We start from the raw sequence: 19,031 nt of genomic DNA on the forward strand, positions 1-19,031 counted from the left end.
TAAAAGGGCATAAATTTACATATATTGTAATATAAATGCAAAGAAGAGGACGAATATAATGAAGAATTTTAAGAAGCTTAACTTAGCTGTTGCTACTTTGGCTGTTGCATCTGCAATGGCACCTGTTTCAGCATTTGCTGCTGACACAAACAACTCAAAGGAAATGACGGGTCATTCATCAATTGAATTTACTGGAACAGATGGTGACATTACTTTGCAACAAGCACCAGACTTCGAATTCAAGTCACATGATTTGGCTGGTTTGAAGAACACCAAGGAATTTACTGCTGATGGTTCTACGTTCAAGGTATTGAACTTGTCAGGTAACGACAAGGGTTACTACATCACTGCCCAAGCTTCTGATTTGAAGACTGAAGGTGATGCATACACTTTGCCAACTGACCAGTTCTTCCTTCAAGCAACAAACGGTGATGAATCACAAAGCTCAATCAAGGGAAACATGACAGGATTTGATGCTTTGGACATCTTCAACAAGAAGCAAACTGTTGCAGTTGGAAACAAGGATGCGAACGGTACGATCGAATCTGGTAAGACGAACGCCAAGTTGACGCTTAAGAACGATAACGTTAAGGCATTGGCTTACAAGGGAACGATTGATTACACGTTGAACAACGGCCCAGTGAGCTCAGACAAGTAATGAACGGCGGGCAGAAGCTTCTGCCCGTTTTTCTTTCGATGCGCTTTTTAGAAAGGAGATGGGCACATGAAGAAACTCTCTGTCCTGCTGGCATTCTTAGCTAGCTTAGTAATTTTTGGAGGCCAAATGGCTTCCGCAAACGATACGGATTCAAAGTTTAATGTTGAAGTTGTAAAAAACGACAAACAACGCGACAATTCAAATTCTTGGTACGATTTGAAGTTGAATCCAAATGAATCAACAACCTTGACGTTGAAGGTCACAAACCGTGATACGTCGGCTTCAACTTTTGATTTAGTTGCTTCACAGGCAACGACTGGTACTGGTATGACCATGTCAGCCAGTGATCCAATTGCAAAGGTCCAAAACGCGGTGATTCCATCGTTGCGTTTGGGTAATCAAATGCTGAGTTTTGACTCTTCTTCTGTAACCATTAATCCTGGTGAAACGAAGGAAATCAACTCGCACGTTCAAATGCCAGATCGTGAATTACCTGGTTCTTGGTTGGGGGACTGTACGTTCAAAAGCGTGTAACTAGTCGGGCTGCTAACGGGTACACCAACCGATTTTCTTACTTAGCCTACGTTCAGTTATCCAACACGGATGCTGTCACAAAGGCAGATCTTTCTTTGAAAAACGTTTTTTACAAAGAACAGGGACAAACTGGTAGAGTTAATATTGCGCTTCAAAACGATAAGCAAGGTTATGTTGGCAACGCTAGCTCAACGGTCGCTTTGCACCAAAAGGGTCAAAGCAACAACGAAGTCGTCTATAATCAAAAAAACCAATCGATTGCGAATGGTTCAATCTTTACTTATCAGGTACCAACTAAGAAGTTGTCAGCCGGTAAGACTTACGTTGCTGATATCACCATTCACGATGAAAAGAACAACTTAACTTGGCACTGGAGCAAAGAATTTAAGACTTCTGCTCTTTTGCCGGTTACTGGTTGGGCAAACAATAGCCCGTTAACCCGTGATTATCACTGGCTCTGGTGGTTGTTGTTAATCCCAGCATTAATCTGGTTCTTTATCATCTGGCGTCGAAACCGCAAGATGGTTGATATCATCGAAATTGTTTCAGGAAACCGATTCGAACGTCGTGTTTCGTACAAGGTTTACAAGCAAATGCTGAAGGATGGCATTGTTGTTCTCCTGAAAAATAAATAAAATACACTCGCCTAATGAGAGAATTTTAGAGGGAAAGGAGGGCGCACGATGAAGAAGATGCTATTAGTATTGGCAGCTTTGTGCGGCCTCTTTTTCGTACATACAGAAAATGCATCGGCAAATTATACAAACCACACCGACAACACTGGACAAGTAACTGGTGAAAAAGGGGCGACCTACTACAATGTTTCCTCGTGGGAGGAAATGTTTGATGCTTACAGCGATTCCGACGAGTCAACCGTTTACTTGAATGTGACGGATGATATAAAAGGCTCACAGGACGCCTACACTGGAGAGCGTGTTTCGGAAGGAAAGAGTCTCAAAATCATCGGAAATGGTCATACCCTTTATTTTGGCCAGTACGCAGATCCGACGCGCGGGACAAGTATTGGAGAAAGTTCTTCAAAAACGTCCGGGTTTTACGCTGATCGTAAACAATTGACTAGTAAGACAACGATGACGCTTGAAAATGCAAAGTGGGTTAATAGTATTAACTACGGTATCTTTGAAGTGTCTGGTGATGCTTCGGTAACAACGGTTTATAAGGATGTTACAGAAACAAACGGTGCCGTTCTTGGTGGAACAGCTATCATGAACCGAGCTGGTGCAATTAAGTTCTACGGCACGAATACCTTTAACATTACCGGAGCCCTTGGAAAGGACTGGGGAAGCGGTAAGCAAGACCCTACGAAATTTGGCGCAAAGCTGACAGAGGGTGGGGGATATGTTAACGCCAATTGGATTCAGGGTGGTAATGACATCACGGTTTACGATGGTTCCACAACGGTAAATTCAAATGCGATGTATCAGAAAACAATCCACCACTTTGACTCCTCTAATTTTGATGACCAATTAACCGTTAAATCAAACGCTAAAATGGTTTGGAACTTGGATAACGTTTGGTTTTTGGAAGAACGTCCGGTCAAATCAAAGACTTGGAACATTGAAGACAATGCCCAATTCTTGATTAATGGAACCAAGAACACTTGTCGTTCAACGATTGAAAATGAATGGTTTGGTCGTGGAGCGGAAGCTGACCCATGGACCGTTAATGTTGGGAAGAAAGGTGTCTTTGACGCCCAGACTGCCGGAGCAATCAATTTGCTGACTTATGGTAATCGAAATGTTGCTTGGAATGTTGCCTCACGAGGAACATTTGCAATCCGCAACTTATCAACTGATCAACCATTGGTTACTGGCCGTTTCGGAACCGGAATCAACCTTGCTAAGAATGCACACATGGTTCTTCAAGCGAATAATCAGATTTTTAAAAACCTAAGTGATCCGATTAATTTGAACGGATCAGGTTTGCCGGTCTCTACTTCACGGAACTTCGATGGAAGTAATGCGACAAAGGGGCCCGAATCAATTGGTCGTATTGGAATGGCCTTTGGATTGGGAAGCTTTTTAAGTCCTGAATACCCAAAGAGCCTTTTAACCGAGTTGCAAAATGCCCATTACATTGAATGGGGCCATGGGACACCGGTTGTTTCATTTGGACAAAGCATTCTGGATCGTTTATTTAAATTTAGTTCTGATAGTTTGCCGAAGTCGGGCCTTTCAGCCTTTATCCCGGGACAGGACAAGATGAGCTTTACAGTCAATTCGAATATGGCTGACCCAGATGTTTCTGTCCAAGCTCGAATCAGTAAGCAGTCGATGCCTAACACCTTCCATTACTCATGGATGGATAATAAGGGCAACGTTACAGGTCTTTCTTCGGATCCAAAAACAATTTGGACAATGAAGGACGGATACGACTATCGAGAAGATTTCTCTGGTTATAATTACACAGCAAACTATGATCGTAATCATGGATTGATGTTGCAAACCACAAATCAATTAAAATCTGGGACGTATGATGATGCGACGATTGACTATACGTTAGTTGATGGTCCTACTAGTTCAGACGACTAATAAAACTTACGAAAAGAACCGCTGTGATGCGGTTCTTTTTTTGTGTATCGAAAAAGACCGGCGGAGCCGGTCTTTGTTTTTAGATGGGAAAATTACTTTTTCTTTTTACGAGACCACCAGTGCTTCTTTTGGTCTTCTTCCATTTCGATTCGTTGCACACGGGATGTCACCTTGTCCAACTGGCTCAACGTTGCCATTTGAAGGTGCTGTTGCTGGTCCACTGTCGTTTGGGACTTCTCCAAGTTGGATTCCGCACTCTTCAGGCTCGCCTTCAAGGTCGCGATGTGTTCCTGGCGGTCTTCCAATTGCTGATCTTTGTATCCGAGCTGCGATTCGAGCATCTGCAACTTCATCTTAAGAATCTCAACTTCAGCTTCCGTTTCAGCGTTCAATGAACCAAGATAAGCGTCGTTTTGAGGCTTCAAGGCCGCCAACTCGTCTTCTGTGTATGTTCCGTTCAAATCGATTCCACGCAACTTTGCACGGTGGAAGACCGTTTCGCGGTCAACACCGAGGTACAAAACAAGTTCTGCGGTTGAACCAAACGTATAGTAATCAATCATATTTTCGCGTTTAACTTTCAACTGACTAACCTCCATTGGACACAGCCTTTTCGTGCTGGCTGTTTGTCTGAGTCAAAGAGTTGGTAGGCTTCATTAACCACAATTAAGAGATGGAATCTCTTTTCTTCGGCTAACCCTACAATGGTTTATTATACCAAAAAACATTGTTAGGGCGGGCTTTGTGGGGATAAATTTATAAAAACGCAAGACTCTTCCATGAAAAGCGAAAATTAAGTGTGCTATCATTGAGAAGAAGATTAGAATGGTTAAAAGGAGGACAACATGTTCATCACCATTATTTTTAACGCCGTTTGGGTCGGCGTTCTGGCTGGTATCTTGGGCTTCTTGGTCCAATCCGGATGGAAAAACGTTGTGAAAAGCGAAGAAGATAAAAAGACAGAAGCCTTGAGTATTGGAGCGGGGATCTTCATCGATCTCGGTAAGATGCGCCTGTTCTTATTGTCTATCCTGATGGGAATTATTTTTGTCATTTGGGCTAATTACGATTCAGCCATTACCGATGGATCAGGAACGGTCTTCGGGTTCATTGTTTGGTTGGCTACGGAGGGAATCTATGAACCTGTCTTCAAGAAGAAGGACTGGTTCTTCCACAAGCCATGGCAGCAAGTTGTTTCGCACATTTTGGCCTTTATCTTGTGGGGCTGGACCATCTACTTGGTGGCCATTGGTTTGCCAATCTCCGGTGTTTATTTCTAAGCGAAGGTGCTTATGTTTTAATTGTTAGTGAAAAGAGGCAAAAAAGCCTCTTTTTTCTTTGTTGTCATTCGAAATATGAGAGCTTTCATATCGATTTGGAATATTTACGAACAAATGTTCGTATTTTTGTGGTAAATGGTGAGGGAAGCGGGTATAATATAGACAGAAATCGAAGAAATGAAAGAACCTGCCTCCCACTAGATCGCGAAGCGATAGATAGGAAGGTGTTATATGGTTCTTGTTGGCAACACAATGTTTAGAGGTATCAATCAGAAGCGGGTCGAGTCGGAGTTGCGAGGCTACTTCCAGATTGATTTGGCAACCCGGATTAAGAATGCTCGACATGTGCACGGGCTTTCTCAGGCGCAGGTAGCAGCGCTGCTACATTTGTCCCAGTCCGCGATTTCCAAGTACGAATCAGGTCAGGTTCTTCCTGATTTGCTTGTGCTCTTGTCCTTCTGTCATCTGTACAAAAGAGAGCTAGAGAAGGCGTTTGACTGCCCTTTCTTTAGAGAGTATCAAGCCAAGCTTCCAGACATTGAAGACTGATCAGCAAAAGCGGCGTCGACGTTATCGTTGGCGTCGTTTTTGTTTGGTCTGGATTTGTATCAATTTTTAGCCAATAAAAAAGCACCGAAAGCAGGGGGCTTTCGATGCTTTTATGAAACTTAAGTTATGATGCTTAGTCGGCTGACAAGGCATCGATTGGGTTCAAGCGGGCAGCTCGACGTGCTGGCAAGAGTGCTGCAAGCAGTGAGATGAGCAATGCCAAGATGAAGGCGGTGATAACGTTACCCGTTGAAATTTGGATAAAGGCGTAGTCTGCGATGTTCTTCAATGCGCCGTTGATACCGTTTTGTGCCAAGAAGGCAATTCCAGTAGCAACTACCGCTGACAAGACACCAGTAATCAAAGATTCAGCGATGAAGAGACGTTGGATGTCCTTCTTTGATTCACCCAAGGCACGGAGGATTCCGATTTCCTTGGTACGGGCTGAAACAGACATGAACATCGTTACGATAATCATCAAGGCTGAGACAAGCAATGAGATTCCAGCAATCGTTGACAAGATGGTCGTAACCAAGTTGACGTAAGTCTGGATTTGCTTAATCAAACTTTGAATCGTTTGAGACTTGAAGATTTGGTTCTTGTTATCCTTCAAAGAATCAATCTTTTCGGCAGTTGGCGTTACGTTGTCCAAGTCGTCAACCTTAACAGAAACAGATTGTGGATCCGTTTCCACGTTGGCTGCTTGCATGGCCTTCACCAAAGTGTCAGTGTTCACTGCGTTGATGGCCATTCCCTTTTGTGAGTCAGCGATACCTGAAACAGTGGCCGTCATCTTAATCATGACAAGTTGCTTGTTCTTGTCCATCGTCTGGTATGACAAGTCTACTTGCTTACCGATGATGTCCTTGTAGTTGTCCTTGTTGAACTTTTCAGCGATGGTCTTCTTATCAACCAGTACTTCGCCTGCCTTAGTAGGGGCGTGTCCATACTTCACAGAGTCGGTTGAATCAGCGGCTGTCCAGTTTTGCGCAATACGCATCTTTTGCGTTTGGTTGTTGTACTTCACGTCAACGTTTGCAATGTTGTATGAACCTTCAACGGACTTCACGTGCTTTTGCTTCTTCAACTGTTCCATTTGGGCAGATGAGATAGCAGGGGCATCTGAATCTTCAGTATCCGCAAATTGTGACTGATCGGAATCCTTCACGTAGCGTGAAACAGACATGACTTGTGGGTTGGCAACCTTTGTGATTTGGTCGCCCATGTAACCACCAACACCGTTTCCAAGACCGGCGAAGAGAACAACAGAGAACAAACCGATTGACGTTCCCAAGATGATCAAGGAGTTGTGCTTGATGTTGTACTTGAAGTGCTTGAACGCGTTCTTGATGGCGGCCATTCGAGACAACTTCTTGGAACCAATCATTTCCTTGTCTTGCAATGGGTAAGCGTCCTTGATGCGTTCGTCTGATTCGATTTGACCTTCGGCCAAGCGCACGATGCGCGTTCCTTCAGAAGCAACCGCTTCGGAGTGGGTAACCGTGATAACCAAACGACCTTCTTCGGCGATTTGGTTCAACAGTTCCAAAACTTCCTTCGTGTTTTGGGCATCCAAGGCTCCGGTTGGTTCGTCGGCGATGATCACCTTAGGGTCAGAAGCCAAGGCACGAGCGATGGCAACACGTTGCTTTTGTCCACCAGACAATTGATTTGGATACTTGCGCATTTGTTCGCCCAAACCAACCTTGTGGAGCAATTCCTTGGCGCGTTGTTCGCGTCCCTTCTTTGACAAGGTCGTCATTTCAAGGGAAACCAACACGTTATCCAACACGTTCAAGTGGGAAATCAAGTTGTAGGACTGGTAGATGTAACCAATCGTTTCACGACGGTACTTGTCTAAGGCCTTTTCCTTCTTGTGGTCCAATGCTTGGCCTTGCAGCTCAACAGAACCTTCGAAGTTACGGTCCAAACCACCGATGATGTTCATCAACGTTGACTTACCACCACCAGATTCTCCCAAGATTGAAACGAAGTCTCCAAGGTCGAAGTCGAGGTTGATTCCCTTCAATACAGGGAATTCTTGTTGTCCTAAGAAATAGGACTTCTTAATGTTCTTTAATTCTAAGAATGCCATAACATATCCTTTGCTTGTTTTATTAGCTTACTGTAACAGTATAACGGCTCACTTTTTCTTTTGTGCTTACAAGCTTGTAAGGTTAACCTTACACGGCTACAATGGTGGAAACAGGGGAACTTTATAAAGGAGGTCGGGATGGATATTACGAAGATTGAAGCGTTTAGCAAGCAGACGCTGGAAGGGGATGCAACGGGTCATGATTGGTTCCATGCGGAACGTGTCGCTGACTGGGCATTGCGTTTCTATGAAGAGGACCACGGTGAAGCGGACGGGCAGACAGCGACGATATTGCGCGCGGCTGCTTACTTGCATGATACGATCGATGACAAGGTCGTTGTCGATGTGCAATCTCAAATCGAGGCAGTGGGAAAGGTCATGGTCGGAGCGGACTTTTCCAAAGAGCAAATCGACGAAGTGATGGATACCATTACGCACTTATCCTACTCGGCGAATCTGGAGGAAAAACACGAGCTTTCCCTTCTCGGTGGGTACGTTCAGGATGCCGACCGGATTGAAGCGCTCGGGGCAATCGGGATTGCCCGCGTCTTTGCCTACGGTGGTGCCAAGGGACGTGAGATGGCGGACCCTCGCGTCCTCCCCATCACGGACTTTTCCGACAAAGAAGCCTACCGAAAGAACGCTAATCCATCCGTGAACCACTTCTACGAAAAGCTCTTCAAGTTGCCCGCCCAGCTGAACACACCGGCCGGTCGCCGCGAGGGTGAGAAGCGGGTGGCCTACATGAAAGACTTCCTGCGAACATTTAATGAAGAAACTGGTCTGTTGAAAGACCCAGCCTTTGATTTGAATGATATTTAAAGACAAAAAAAGACCTTTCCGATTCGGAAAGGTCTTTTTCATTTAAGCGATGATTATTCGCCACGGTATACCCAGGCGTCACCGTTTTGGGCCAAGAGCTTGTCAGCTGCTTCAGGTCCCATGGTATCTGATTCGTAGATTTCAAGCGGTGCCTTGTCAGCTGCGTAAACATCTGAAAGGGCGTCCGTAAACTTCCAAGCGGTTGCAACACCGTGCCAGTCGGCGAAGTTTGAAGCGTTTCCGTCCAAGCAATCGTGGATCATACGTTCGTATGGTGCTGGCGTTTCGGCCTTTTGCTTGTCAGTAGGTGCCCAACCCAAGTTAACGGTTTGCGTTGAGAAGTTGTCGGCAACTTCCTTGGCGTTCAATGACATCGTGATCTTTTCGTCTGGTGCGACTTCGATCGTCAAAACCGTTTCTTGTGGTTCTTGTTGGCCGCCGAACTTGAAGGCGCCGGCCTTGAAGACAACGTCGATGCGAGTCGTCTTCTTCGTCAAGCGCTTTCCTGAACGGATGTAGAATGGCACGCCTTCCCAACGTGGGGTGTTGAAGTGCAATTCTCCAGCGATGTAAGTGTTCGTCTTTGAATCCTTAGGAACATCAGGTTCGTCCGTGTAAGCCACGTGACCTTCTTGCTTTCCAGCGCCGTATTGTCCTCGAACGAAGTAACGGTTAACGCCGGCTTCGTCGTAGATTTCCAAAGCAGAGAAGGCTGTGTTCTTTGCTTCACGGATGGCAACATCAGAGAAGTCCTTTGGTTCTTCCATGGCCAACCAACCGATGATTTGCATCGTGTGGTTTTGGATCATGTCCAAGAGGGCTCCGGCTTGGTCGTAGTAACCAGCACGTTCTTCAACTCCGAGCGTTTCCGCCAAAGTCACTTGAACGTTCTTGATGTAGTCCTTGTTCCAGGCTGAGTTAATCATTGGGTTACCGAAGCGGAGTGGGGCGATGTTCATCACCATTTCCTTACCCAAGAAGTGGTCGATTCGGTAAACTTGGTCTTCAGAGAAGGCAGCCGTCAATTCGTTTTGCAATTGTTCGGCTGTTTCGTAAGAGGTTCCGAATGGCTTTTCAATCATGATGCGGTTGTAACCTTCATCAGCCAAAAGACCTTCGGACTTCAAGAATTGAGCGATTGTTCCGAAGAAACGTGGTGCAACAGACATGTAGAAGATGCGGTTGCCCTTTACGCCAAACTTTTCAGAAGCCTTTTCGATTTCTTCCTTCAAAGCAGCGTAGCCAGCAGCGTCGGTAACGTCTGAGGCTTCGTATGAGAAGTGAGCCAAGAAGGCTTCCACTTGTTCTTTGTCTTGTCCAGCTGAGATGGACTGACGAACCATGTCTTGGTATTCAGCGTCCGTCAAATCTTGACGGGCCGTTCCAACGATGGCGAAGTGCTCTTGCAAGTAGCCCTTCTTAAACAAGTTGAAAACGGATGGGTAAAGCAGGCGCTTGGCAAGGTCACCAGTAGCACCGAAGAACGTAACTAAGGTCTTTAATTCATCAACCATAAGATTCCCCTTTATCTCTTTTCTTATCTCCTTCATTATAAACGATTCGGCTTTAAAAATCAGTTGGAATGGGTTAAAAAAACAAAAAATGCAAACGCTTACTTTGTGATAAGGCCGGGAATACTGAAAGTAATGCCCTTTTTGCGCGTCGTCCCTGTTAGAATAGAGGCAGTATATCTTTTTTTAAATCTGTTAGAAAAGTCAAAAACGACGAGGACAAGGAGGAAAGTGTATGGTGGCAGTTGAAAACAAGAAGTTAAACGAAAAATGGCTGTTGATTGCCAACTTAGCGGCCAATACCGGTCATGCGGTGATTTGGCCGGTGACGACGCTGCACATAACGCTGAACCTAGGCCAGTCCTTGACTGTTTCCGGTCTAGTTTTACTTGTCGCCGCCTTGATGAATGTCTGTGGAGCCTTCGTTGCCGGCCAGCTCTTTGACCGTTGGAAGCCCTATCAGTCCTTGATTGGCTTTTCCGTTCTGGCCTTCCTTTCCGTGTTGACGTTATTCTTCTTTAACGGCTGGCCAATCTTTGCCATTTTGATTTGGTTGACTTCCATCGGTCTTGGTGGGATTACGACGCTGCTAAACGCCTATGCTACGACGGTCACAGGGAAGCAAACCCGCGTGATTTTTAACAACATGTATATCATGTTGAATGTCGGTGTTGTCTTTGGAACCTTGGTGGTTGGCTATCTCTTTAACTATGGTTTCTCCTGGCTGATGCTCATTGCCTCTACTTTGTATGCGGTTTTGGTTGTTATCGTCACTATTTTCTTTAACGTTGATACGGAACCCGTTCAAGAAAGCGTGGAAGAAGTGGCGACCGAAGGTGTGACCGCTGATCCAGAAGACCTGCAAAAGGCCGTTAAGACCGACGCTTCTGGTAAGAAGGCCAAGCTGAAGTTGACGCCGTTGCTCCTTTGGATCGCAGGTTTTCTTCTATTAATATATCTTTCCTATATGCTCTGGGAAACGGTCATGGCCAACTACCTGTATAAGATTGGGATCTCCACGGCGCACTATGCCAACCTCTGGGTCTTGAACGGTTTGACGATTATCATCTTCCAAAAGATGATTTCAAACTGGGCCAACAAGCGTAATTATGCCATCTCAGTCATTTCGGGTGGATTGATTTTCGCTCTCTCTTTCATCTTGATGCTGTTTGTGAACCAGTTCTGGCAAATCGTTCTGGTGTTTGAACTGCTTACGCTGGGTGAAATGTTGGCATCACCTCAGGTTCCAGCCTGGGTAGCACAAGTGACGCCAAAGGAAGTTTCCGGACAGGCGCAGGGATTTGTCGGTATGATGATTTCCCTCGGCCGAATGATTGGACCGGTTTATGGGGGGATTATGCTGGACCACGGTTGGTTCGACGCCCTCTTTATTTCCGTCTTTGCGGGGATGGTTCTGGTTAACTTTGGTTTGTATTTAATGGTTGCAAAAAAGAAGACAGAAAAAGTATAAGAATTTAATAGGTAAACAATATGAATAAACAAGTAAACCGCACCTTTGCGAGCCTTTTGCTCGTCGGGGTTATCGTTATTTTGGCCGGGGGAATTATCGGACTCGGCATGGCGCCAATTGCGCCATTATTGGGGGCCATCGCTTGGGTGGTCATACTCATGCGCATCACCGGTGTTTCCTTCAAGGAAGCGCAGGGTGCTTTGATCAAAGGGATTGAGCCGGGTATTGCGCCGCTCTTCTTGTTCTTGTTGATTGGTGCCATGATTGCACTTTGGCTCGGCACCGGTGTTATTCCAACCATGATTTGGGCTGGATTCCAGTTGATCAATCCCAACTGGTTCTTGCCGACGGCATTGATCACGTCTGCTGTTGTCGGAACGGTCATTGGTTCCGCCTTCACGACGCTTTCAACCGTTGGTGTGGCTTTGATGGGGATCGGAATCACGCTCGGCTTTAACCCGGCTTTGGTGGCGGGGATGATTTTGTCCGGTGCCATCTTTGGGGACAAGAGTTCACCACTTTCCGACTCAACCAACTTAGCCGCTGCCGTTTCTGAAACGGACTTGTTCGCCCATTTAAAGAACTTGATGTGGACGACGATTCCGGCCTTGGGCGTGACTTTGATTTTAGCCGTTGTTCTTGGCTTTAACGCCGGACACGGCCACTCAACTTACCAAGGCTTGTCATTGACGAACCTGCTCACGCCAACTTGGTGGGCAGTCGTTCCAATTTTGCTCATCTTGATTACGGCTTTGAAGAAGGTGCCGGCCATCCCGGCTTTGTTACTAAACGTCGTTGTTTGTTCTGTTTTCTTCTTATTAAATGGTCATTCACTTGCCCAACTTTCCGACTTAATTGTGAGCGGCTTCCACACGACCTCAAACAATAAGACTTTGGCGGCCTTGTTGAACCGTGGGGGCATGGTGGCCATGATGGATACCATCATGTTGATCATGTTGGCGCTTGGTCTTGGGGGACTTTTGTCTCACTTAAACATCTTGAAGGCGGTTATGAACCCCTTTGTTTCCAAGTTGAAGTCCCAACGTTCGTTGGTCTTTGCCACTTTGGTAACGGGAATTGCCACGAACTTCTTGGTTGGTGAACAATACTTGTCTACGATGCTCCCGGGTCAACTCTTTAAGGAAGACTACAAGCGCTTTGGTTTTTCACCGCTGGCCTTGTCCCGTGCGATGGAAGACTCTGGAGCCATTGCCAACTACCTCGTGCCTTGGGGTGTTGCCGGAGCCTTTGCGAGCCAGACGCTCCACGTTTCAGTGTTGGCCTTCGTGCCATTTACCTTCGTTGCATTGCTTTCACCAATCTTCTCATTGCTGTCCGCTTTGACGGGTATCGGTTTGAAGCAAGCTGATCAGACGAATTAAAATATTTTTGGAAAAGTCAGTGACGATTGTCGCTGACTTTTTGCGTATAATAGGGCGAAGGGGAAAGAGAGAGCAAATTTCATGGTTTTTCAAACCCCTTGCCAAAAGGCTAAAAATTTAGTATATTTAATAGATGTGAGTACAGAAATCTGTACGCACTCCTTGCAACCAATAAGGGTTGCCAGAGACCAAAAGGAGGAAAAATCGATGACTACAGCATACGAATTAACATACATTATTCGCCCTGATATGGAAGCTGATGCCAAGAAGGCGCTCGTTGAACGCTTTGACGGTATCTTGACTGACAACGGTGCGAACATTGAAAAGTCAGCTGACTGGGCCGCTAACCGCCGTTTCGCTTACGAAATCGCTGGTTACCGCGAAGGTACTTACCACGTAGTTGAATTTACTGCCGACGTTAACGACGCCGCAAACGAATTCGACCGTTTGGCAAAGATCTCAGCTGATATCTTGCGTCACATGATCGTTAAGACTGACGAAAAGTAATCAGGCATTCCACAGGGAGGGACCTAAAAGATGATCAATCGAGTTGTATTAATTGGACGGTTAACCCGTGATGTGGAATTGCGTTATACCCAATCAGGTGTTGCAGTTGGTTCATTTACGATTGCCGTAAATCGTAACTTTACGAACGCCAATGGGGATCGCGAAGCTGACTTTATTAACGCCGTTATCTGGCGAAAGGCAGCGGAAAACTTTGCCAACTTTACTGGTAAGGGTGCCCAAGTTGCAATCGAAGGTCGCTTGCAGACTCGTAACTACGAGAACAACGCTGGCCAACGAGTATACGTGACTGAAGTTTCTGTCGACAACTTCTCATTGTTGGAGTCAAAGGCTGATTCAGAACGTCGCCGTGCTCAAAACGGTTCTTCTGACCAAGGTCAAAACTTCCAAAACGGTGGTTTTGGTGGTGGCCAAGCGGATCCATTTGCAAGTAACAACCAAAGCAATAATCAAAGTGCTGGTTCAAACGCAAACCCATTTGCGGCCAACACAAATTCGGAAATCGACATCTCAGATGACGATTTGCCATTCTAAAAAATTCTTTTTGAAAGGAGCTAATTATGTCAGAACAAAACGCACGTCCACAACGTCGTCGCCCACAAGGTGGACCACGCCGTCGTCGTAAGGTTGACTACATCGCAGCTAACCACATCGAATACGTGGATTACAAGGATACTGAATTGTTGGAACGTTTCATCTCAGAACGCGGTAAGATTTTGCCACGTCGTGTGACTGGAACTTCAGCAAAGAACCAACGCAAGGTTACGGCCGCTATCAAGCGTGCCCGTATCATGGCATTGTTGCCATTCGTCACTGAAGACTAATGGTATTGAACCAAGACAGAGATGTCTTGGTTTTTTTGTGTCCAAAATCACCATAATGCCCGTATTAAGGCATTTATTCGCACCAGGATGGGCTGGACTTTTTATCGAAACAGCCGAGATATGGTAAAATAGGTCTAACATTCAAAGAAATTTGAGGCATTCATGAAAACATTTTTAAACATTGGAGCGTTATTCCGCTACCAACAAAGTAAAACTTTTATCATGTCGCTTTCCATGGCGGCGGTTGTGACCTTGCTTTCATTGATTTTGGCAAGCATGTACAGCGTGCTTTTTGGATTCATTTGGTTCATCTTGCTCTTATTGATGGCAGCTGTTTTAATCCGCCAATTGATTCTGGCGAGTCAGGATTCCGAATCCTATTTGGATGAGCTGACCTACCGCGTGAAAAACGGCCAACAAGAAGCCATTTTGAAAATGCCACTCGGAATCATCCTTTTGGACGGTGACCGTGTGGTTTGGGTGAATCCATACTTGCAAGAACTGTTGAAGGAACGAGATTTAATCGGGTCTTCACTTTCAGAAGAGGAACCGGAACTCGGCGAAGCAATGGCAAAGGAAGACGAAGAATCAACCATCGACTGGTTGGGGCGTTCCTTTGTGGTTGACTACCAAGCCGAGCTCGGGGCCTTGTACTTAATGGATTCTTCTGAAAACGTGGCTTTGAAGCAAGACCTAGATGACCATCGTTTGGTAACGGGAATTGTTTCCGTCGATAACTACGAAGAAGTGACGGAAGGAATGCTGGATTCCGAAACGTCGAAGTTGCGGACGGAAGTGACCGGTCAGTTGACTGACTGGGCGCAAAAATACCGTCTCTATGTTCGTCGCCTCTCGCCAATTTCTTACCTCTTGATGGGTTATCAAGAAGATTTGAAGAAGGCTGAAGACGACAAGTTCTCCATCGTAAAGATTGTACGTGAAGCCACGGCACAGCAAAATTCACCATTGACCCTTTCGATGGGAATCGCCTACGGAGAACAAGACATTAACTCCCTTGTTCAATTGGCACAGACAAATCTCGACTTGGCCCTCGGACGTGGTGGAGATCAAGTGGTTGTGAAGGCAGAAGATGCCCCTGCTCGTTTCTACGGTGGAACAACCAACCCGATGGAAAAGCGGACGCGTGTGCGTGCTCGTGTGATTTCACAGACCGTTTCCGAGTTGATCGACCAGGCCGACCAGGTCTTTGTCGTTGGACATAAGATGCCCGACTTGGATGCTGTTGGATCAGCCATGGGACTGTGGCGCTTTAGCCAGACCCGTGAAAAGAAGGCCTTTGTTGTTGTCGATGAAGAAAACATCTACTCCGACATTCAGTCCTTACTGAAGGCGGTTCGCAACACGGATCCTGAAGATGCGGAGCCAGGTGTGAACCTGGGGGCATCCGTCATCGCAGAAAAGGATGCCTTGGAACGCGCAACGGATCGTTCGCTCTTGATTTTGGTTGACCACGCGCGTGAAGCGTTGACTGGTGCACCAGAACTTTTGCACGAGTTGGACGAACACCTGGTAGTTGTTGACCACCATCGTTTGGCGGAAAACGGATTGACGGAAAAGCCAATCCTTTCATACATCGAACCATACGCGTCATCAACTTCAGAATTGGTGACGGAATTGTTGCAGTACCAGAATCAAAAGGGTGCGCCAATCACGCGCTTGGAAGCAACCGCCATGCTTGGTGGAATCCAAGTCGACACGAAGAACTTCGTCTTACGGACGGGTTCTCGTACCTTCGACGCGGCTTCTTACCTGCGTGCCAACGGGGCCGACAGTGAATTGATTCAATCCTTCTTGAAGGAAAAGTTCTCAGACTTCAAGGCGCGTGCTGAGTTGATTTCAGCTGCCGAAGTGAAGAATGAAGCAGCCATTTCGGTTGGTGATAACGAGAAGGTTTACCCTGGTGTTATCACGGCTCAGGCTGCCGATGAATTGCTTCAAATCGAAGGCGTCAAGGCTTCCTTTGTTTTGACAAAGCGGGATGATGGACGTGTTGGGATTTCTGCTCGTTCAAACGGGGACTTCAACGTTCAAACCGTTATGGAAGACTTGGGTGGTGGTGGCCACTTGTCCAACGCCGCCACGCAGATGGCCGACGTCACAACGCAGGAAGCGTATGAAAAGTTGGTTCAAGCCATCGAAGGTCAGGAAGAAGAGGAAGCGGCTAACTAAAAGCTGCTGTATAATATAGAAAAGAATGCGGGACTGAGTCCCCTTAGAGGAGGCAGATATGCAAGTAGTATTCTTGGAAGACGTAAAGGGTCGTGGTAAGAAGGGCGAAGTAAAAAACGTCCCTGATGGCTACGCAAACAACTTCTTGATTAAGAACAAGAAGGCAGAGCCTGCCACTGGAAAGAACTTGGGTGCTGTAAAGGGGCGCCAAAAGGCTGAAGAAAAGCAAGCGGCTGCTGAATTGGCCGCTGCAAAGGACTTGAAGGCCATGTTGGAAGACGACAAGACAGTCGTCACGATCCCAGGTAAGGCCGGAACGGACGGTCGTTTGTTCGGTGCCGTTTCAACGAAGCAGATTGCTGCCGAATTGGAAAAGCAATACAAGGTGAAAATCGACAAGCGTAAGTTGTTGTTGAACCAACCAATCCACGCCATGGGATTCACTTCAGTACCAGTTAAGCTACACAAGGAAGTTCAAGCCGAACTCCGCGTACACGTTAAAGAGGGGTAATTTATGGCCGACGTTTCATTAATGGCCAACGAATATCGCCAAGCGCCTCAAGACATCGAAGCTGAAAAAGCCGTCCTTGGGGCGATTCTCTTTGATGTTTCTTCTGACTCAGCGATGGTGACCGCCGAATCAATCTTGGATGCCAAGGACTTTTACCGCAGTGCCCACCAAGAGATTTTCAAGGCGATGCACTTGCTCGTATCAGAGAGTCGGCCAATTGATATCCTGACCTTGCAGGACAAGTTGAACGGTGAGGGACAACTGGAAAACGTTGGAGGTTTAGCCTACCTTTCCGAGTTGTCTGAATCCACTGCGTCTGCTGCTAACTTGAAGCACTACGCCTCCATTGTTCACGAAAAGGCAGTTTTGCGCCGTTTGATTGAATCACTCACGAAGTCGATGTCATTGGCATACGACGGTGGGAAGAATTCAACCGAACTGTTAGAAGAAGTGTCACACGAAGTTGACCAATTGGCGTCCAACCGTGGAAACGATGAACTTCGTCCAATCAAAGAAGTGATTGACGAATTCAACGCGAACTTGGAAGAAGCTTCAAAGAACGAATCCGACGTTGTCGGACTCGCGACGGGGTACCAAGAACTTGATAAGTTGACCCACGGATTCCGGGAAGATCAAATGATTGTTATCGGGGCGCGTCCTGCCGTTGGTAAGACGGCCTTTGTGTTGAACATGGCGCGTAACGCAGCCAAGTCCGAAAAGGTTCCCGTTGTGATTTTCTCACTGGAAATGGGAGCTGTTGATTTGGTTACCCGTTTGGTCGCCGCCGAAGGTGGAATTGATTCCAACCATTTGACGACTGGTCAGATGACAAAGGAAGACTGGTCAACGTTAACGGTTGCCACGAATTCATTGGCCCAGATGAAGATTTACATGGATGACACGCCTGGAATCCGAATAACGCAAATCGCTGCCAAGTTGCGTCAGTTGGAAAAAGACTTGCTTTCAAGCATGTCCGAAGAAGACCGAATCAAGGATCCACATCCTTTGGGAATGGTCGTGATTGATTACTTGGGGCTGATCGAATCAGGAAACACCGAGAGTCGTCAGCAGGCGGTTTCTGAAGTTTCTCGTTCTATCAAGAAGCTGGCAAAGGAATTGCACACGCCAATCGTTGCCCTGGCCCAGCTTTCCCGTGGAGTGGAACAGCGAACGGACAAGCGTCCGGTCCTTTCCGATTTACGTGAATCTGGTTCTATCGAACAGGATGCCGACATCGTTGGCTTTTTATACCGTGATGACTACTACCGAAGCGACGGTGAGGATGATTCCGGTCCGGTTGAAGAAGAACCGGAGCAAGAGTCAGTACCCATTGAAGTCATTTTGGAAAAGAACCGTGCGGGTGCACGAGGAACGGCGACGTTGATGTTTAACAAGCCGACCTTTAAGTTCGCGGACCGAGCACCGGGCTACCGGGATGAAAATCCATACGGCCAAGCGCCGTTGCCCCCAATCCCGCCTGAAACCTCTAACGGTTATTAAGCAAAATAAAAAAGCACATCATTCGATGTGCTTTTTTTATTTGGATTAGCTTTCGGTTAATTCTTCAAAGGAGGCGCCAATCATGTTGGCTAAGTCCTGTGGATTCATCTTATCAGAATGACCGAGTTCACCGGCTGAGACCATGAAGAAGTCCTTGTGCTCCGCCTGTTGTGCGAGATAGATGGGAAAGCCTTTGTTCTGCCAAATCCCAACGGGGTTATTTGCCCCATGAACATAGCCGGTCGTCTTTTCCAGTTCCTTTTGAGGGAGCATGTGCACTTTCTTATTCCCAGATACAGAAGCGAGTTTTTTGAGGTCGAGTCGCTCCGTGAGGGGCACGACGGCAACGACGGGCCCCGTTTTATCACCCTTAGCAGCCAGCGTCTTGTAGATGTCGGACTCCTCGATACCGAGCTCTTCAAAACGGGCGGCCTTTTCCTCTTCGCTCAGTTCAAGCGCGTTAATCTTCATCGGCTCGTACGCCACACCGTGCTTCTCGAGCACCTGTTCCGGTAATGTTTTTTTGTCTTTTTTCTTCTTTGCCATAGGGTTATTTTAGCACAATTTGGTAAAGTCGAAAGCGCCTCGGACAACCAATTGGAGAACTGGTCCGACCAATTCGTGATA

19 protein-coding genes are annotated in these 19,031 nt (G+C 46.6%); 15 read left to right on the plus strand and 4 right to left on the minus strand.

Annotated features, from left to right (window positions below; genetic code table 11):
- Positions 1-58: 58 nt before the first annotated feature.
- The 4 genes from NFX39_RS04805 to NFX39_RS04820 all read left to right on the plus strand — a co-directional run bounded on the left by NFX39_RS04805 (position 59) and on the right by NFX39_RS04820 (position 3,744).
- Positions 59-658, plus strand: coding sequence for a hypothetical protein (locus NFX39_RS04805; protein ID WP_252443523.1), 600 nt, complete (start codon positions 59-61; stop codon positions 656-658).
- A gap of 66 nt (positions 659-724) precedes the next feature.
- Positions 725-1,192, plus strand: coding sequence for a WxL protein peptidoglycan domain-containing protein (locus tag NFX39_RS04810; protein ID WP_252443525.1), 468 nt, complete (start codon positions 725-727; stop codon positions 1,190-1,192).
- A complete protein-coding gene (locus NFX39_RS04815; RefSeq protein WP_252443527.1) occupies positions 1,159-1,827 on the plus strand; it encodes a WxL protein host-binding domain-containing protein in 669 nt (222 codons plus the stop codon). Before NFX39_RS04810 ends, NFX39_RS04815 begins: the two co-directional genes overlap by 34 nt.
- 48 nt (positions 1,828-1,875) lie before the next feature.
- Entirely contained in the window at positions 1,876-3,744 is a 1,869-nt protein-coding gene (locus NFX39_RS04820; protein WP_252443529.1) for a pectate lyase-like adhesive domain-containing protein, read from the plus strand.
- A gap of 92 nt (positions 3,745-3,836) precedes the next feature.
- Here NFX39_RS04820 and NFX39_RS04825 read toward each other — a convergent pair whose 3' ends face one another.
- Positions 3,837-4,328 (minus strand): hypothetical protein, encoded by a 492-nt coding sequence (locus NFX39_RS04825; protein WP_252443531.1) that lies wholly within the window; start codon positions 4,326-4,328, stop codon positions 3,837-3,839.
- 261 nt (positions 4,329-4,589) lie between these two features.
- On the opposite strand from NFX39_RS04825, the gene NFX39_RS04830 reads away from it, so the two are divergent.
- Together NFX39_RS04830 and NFX39_RS04835 are read left to right on the plus strand one after the other, a co-directional pair.
- Positions 4,590-5,024 (plus strand): DUF1440 domain-containing protein, encoded by a 435-nt coding sequence (locus tag NFX39_RS04830; RefSeq protein ID WP_252443534.1) that lies wholly within the window; start codon positions 4,590-4,592, stop codon positions 5,022-5,024.
- Positions 5,025-5,255: 231 nt separating this feature from the next.
- The gene (locus NFX39_RS04835; protein WP_252443536.1) at positions 5,256-5,573 is read left to right on the plus strand and encodes a helix-turn-helix domain-containing protein; all 318 of its coding nucleotides are present in this window, start codon (positions 5,256-5,258) and stop codon (positions 5,571-5,573) included.
- Between the two features lie 133 nt (positions 5,574-5,706).
- Here NFX39_RS04835 and NFX39_RS04840 read toward each other — a convergent pair whose 3' ends face one another.
- The gene (locus tag NFX39_RS04840; RefSeq protein ID WP_252443538.1) at positions 5,707-7,668 is read right to left on the minus strand and encodes an ABC transporter ATP-binding protein/permease; all 1,962 of its coding nucleotides are present in this window, start codon (positions 7,666-7,668) and stop codon (positions 5,707-5,709) included.
- A 138-nt stretch (positions 7,669-7,806) separates the two neighbouring features.
- Here NFX39_RS04840 and NFX39_RS04845 point away from each other — a divergent pair, with 138 nt between their 5' ends.
- A complete protein-coding gene (locus NFX39_RS04845; RefSeq protein ID WP_252443540.1) occupies positions 7,807-8,490 on the plus strand; it encodes an HD domain-containing protein in 684 nt (227 codons plus the stop codon).
- Between the two features lie 53 nt (positions 8,491-8,543).
- Here NFX39_RS04845 and zwf read toward each other — a convergent pair whose 3' ends face one another.
- On the minus strand, positions 8,544-10,004 hold the full coding sequence (zwf, locus tag NFX39_RS04850; protein ID WP_252443542.1) for a glucose-6-phosphate dehydrogenase: 1,461 nt from the start codon (positions 10,002-10,004) through the stop codon (positions 8,544-8,546).
- A gap of 232 nt (positions 10,005-10,236) precedes the next feature.
- Here zwf and NFX39_RS04855 point away from each other — a divergent pair, with 232 nt between their 5' ends.
- The 8 genes from NFX39_RS04855 (at position 10,237) to dnaB (ending at position 18,404) form a co-directional block, all read left to right on the plus strand.
- Positions 10,237-11,472, plus strand: a complete 1,236-nt coding sequence (locus NFX39_RS04855) for an MFS transporter (RefSeq protein ID WP_252443544.1) — start codon at positions 10,237-10,239, stop codon at positions 11,470-11,472.
- A gap of 20 nt (positions 11,473-11,492) precedes the next feature.
- The gene (locus NFX39_RS04860; protein WP_252443546.1) at positions 11,493-12,854 is read left to right on the plus strand and encodes a Na+/H+ antiporter NhaC family protein; all 1,362 of its coding nucleotides are present in this window, start codon (positions 11,493-11,495) and stop codon (positions 12,852-12,854) included.
- A 207-nt stretch (positions 12,855-13,061) separates the two neighbouring features.
- A complete protein-coding gene (gene rpsF, locus NFX39_RS04865) occupies positions 13,062-13,361 on the plus strand; it encodes a 30S ribosomal protein S6 (RefSeq protein ID WP_252443548.1) in 300 nt (99 codons plus the stop codon).
- A gap of 30 nt (positions 13,362-13,391) precedes the next feature.
- Positions 13,392-13,913: a single-stranded DNA-binding protein gene (gene ssb, locus NFX39_RS04870; protein ID WP_252443550.1), complete on the plus strand. Its 522-nt coding sequence runs from the start codon at positions 13,392-13,394 to the stop codon at positions 13,911-13,913.
- Positions 13,914-13,939: 26 nt separating this feature from the next.
- A complete protein-coding gene (gene rpsR / locus NFX39_RS04875) occupies positions 13,940-14,203 on the plus strand; it encodes a 30S ribosomal protein S18 (RefSeq protein ID WP_213809430.1) in 264 nt (87 codons plus the stop codon).
- A 162-nt stretch (positions 14,204-14,365) separates the two neighbouring features.
- On the plus strand, positions 14,366-16,393 hold the full coding sequence (locus NFX39_RS04880; protein WP_252443552.1) for a DHH family phosphoesterase: 2,028 nt from the start codon (positions 14,366-14,368) through the stop codon (positions 16,391-16,393).
- A 58-nt stretch (positions 16,394-16,451) separates the two neighbouring features.
- Positions 16,452-16,904, plus strand: a complete 453-nt coding sequence (gene rplI, locus NFX39_RS04885; RefSeq protein WP_252443554.1) for a 50S ribosomal protein L9 — start codon at positions 16,452-16,454, stop codon at positions 16,902-16,904.
- A gap of 3 nt (positions 16,905-16,907) precedes the next feature.
- A complete protein-coding gene (gene dnaB, locus NFX39_RS04890; RefSeq protein ID WP_252443556.1) occupies positions 16,908-18,404 on the plus strand; it encodes a replicative DNA helicase in 1,497 nt (498 codons plus the stop codon).
- 45 nt (positions 18,405-18,449) lie between these two features.
- Here the strand turns inward: dnaB and NFX39_RS04895 are convergent, their stop codons facing one another.
- Positions 18,450-18,950 carry an aminoacyl-tRNA deacylase gene (locus NFX39_RS04895; RefSeq protein WP_252443558.1) on the minus strand — a complete coding sequence of 167 codons (501 nt, stop codon included), beginning with the start codon at positions 18,948-18,950 and terminating at the stop codon, positions 18,450-18,452.
- Positions 18,951-19,031: the final 81 nt, after the last annotated feature.

Source organism: Fructobacillus apis (assembly GCF_023893635.1).
Taxonomy (GTDB): domain Bacteria; phylum Bacillota; class Bacilli; order Lactobacillales; family Lactobacillaceae; genus Fructobacillus; species Fructobacillus apis.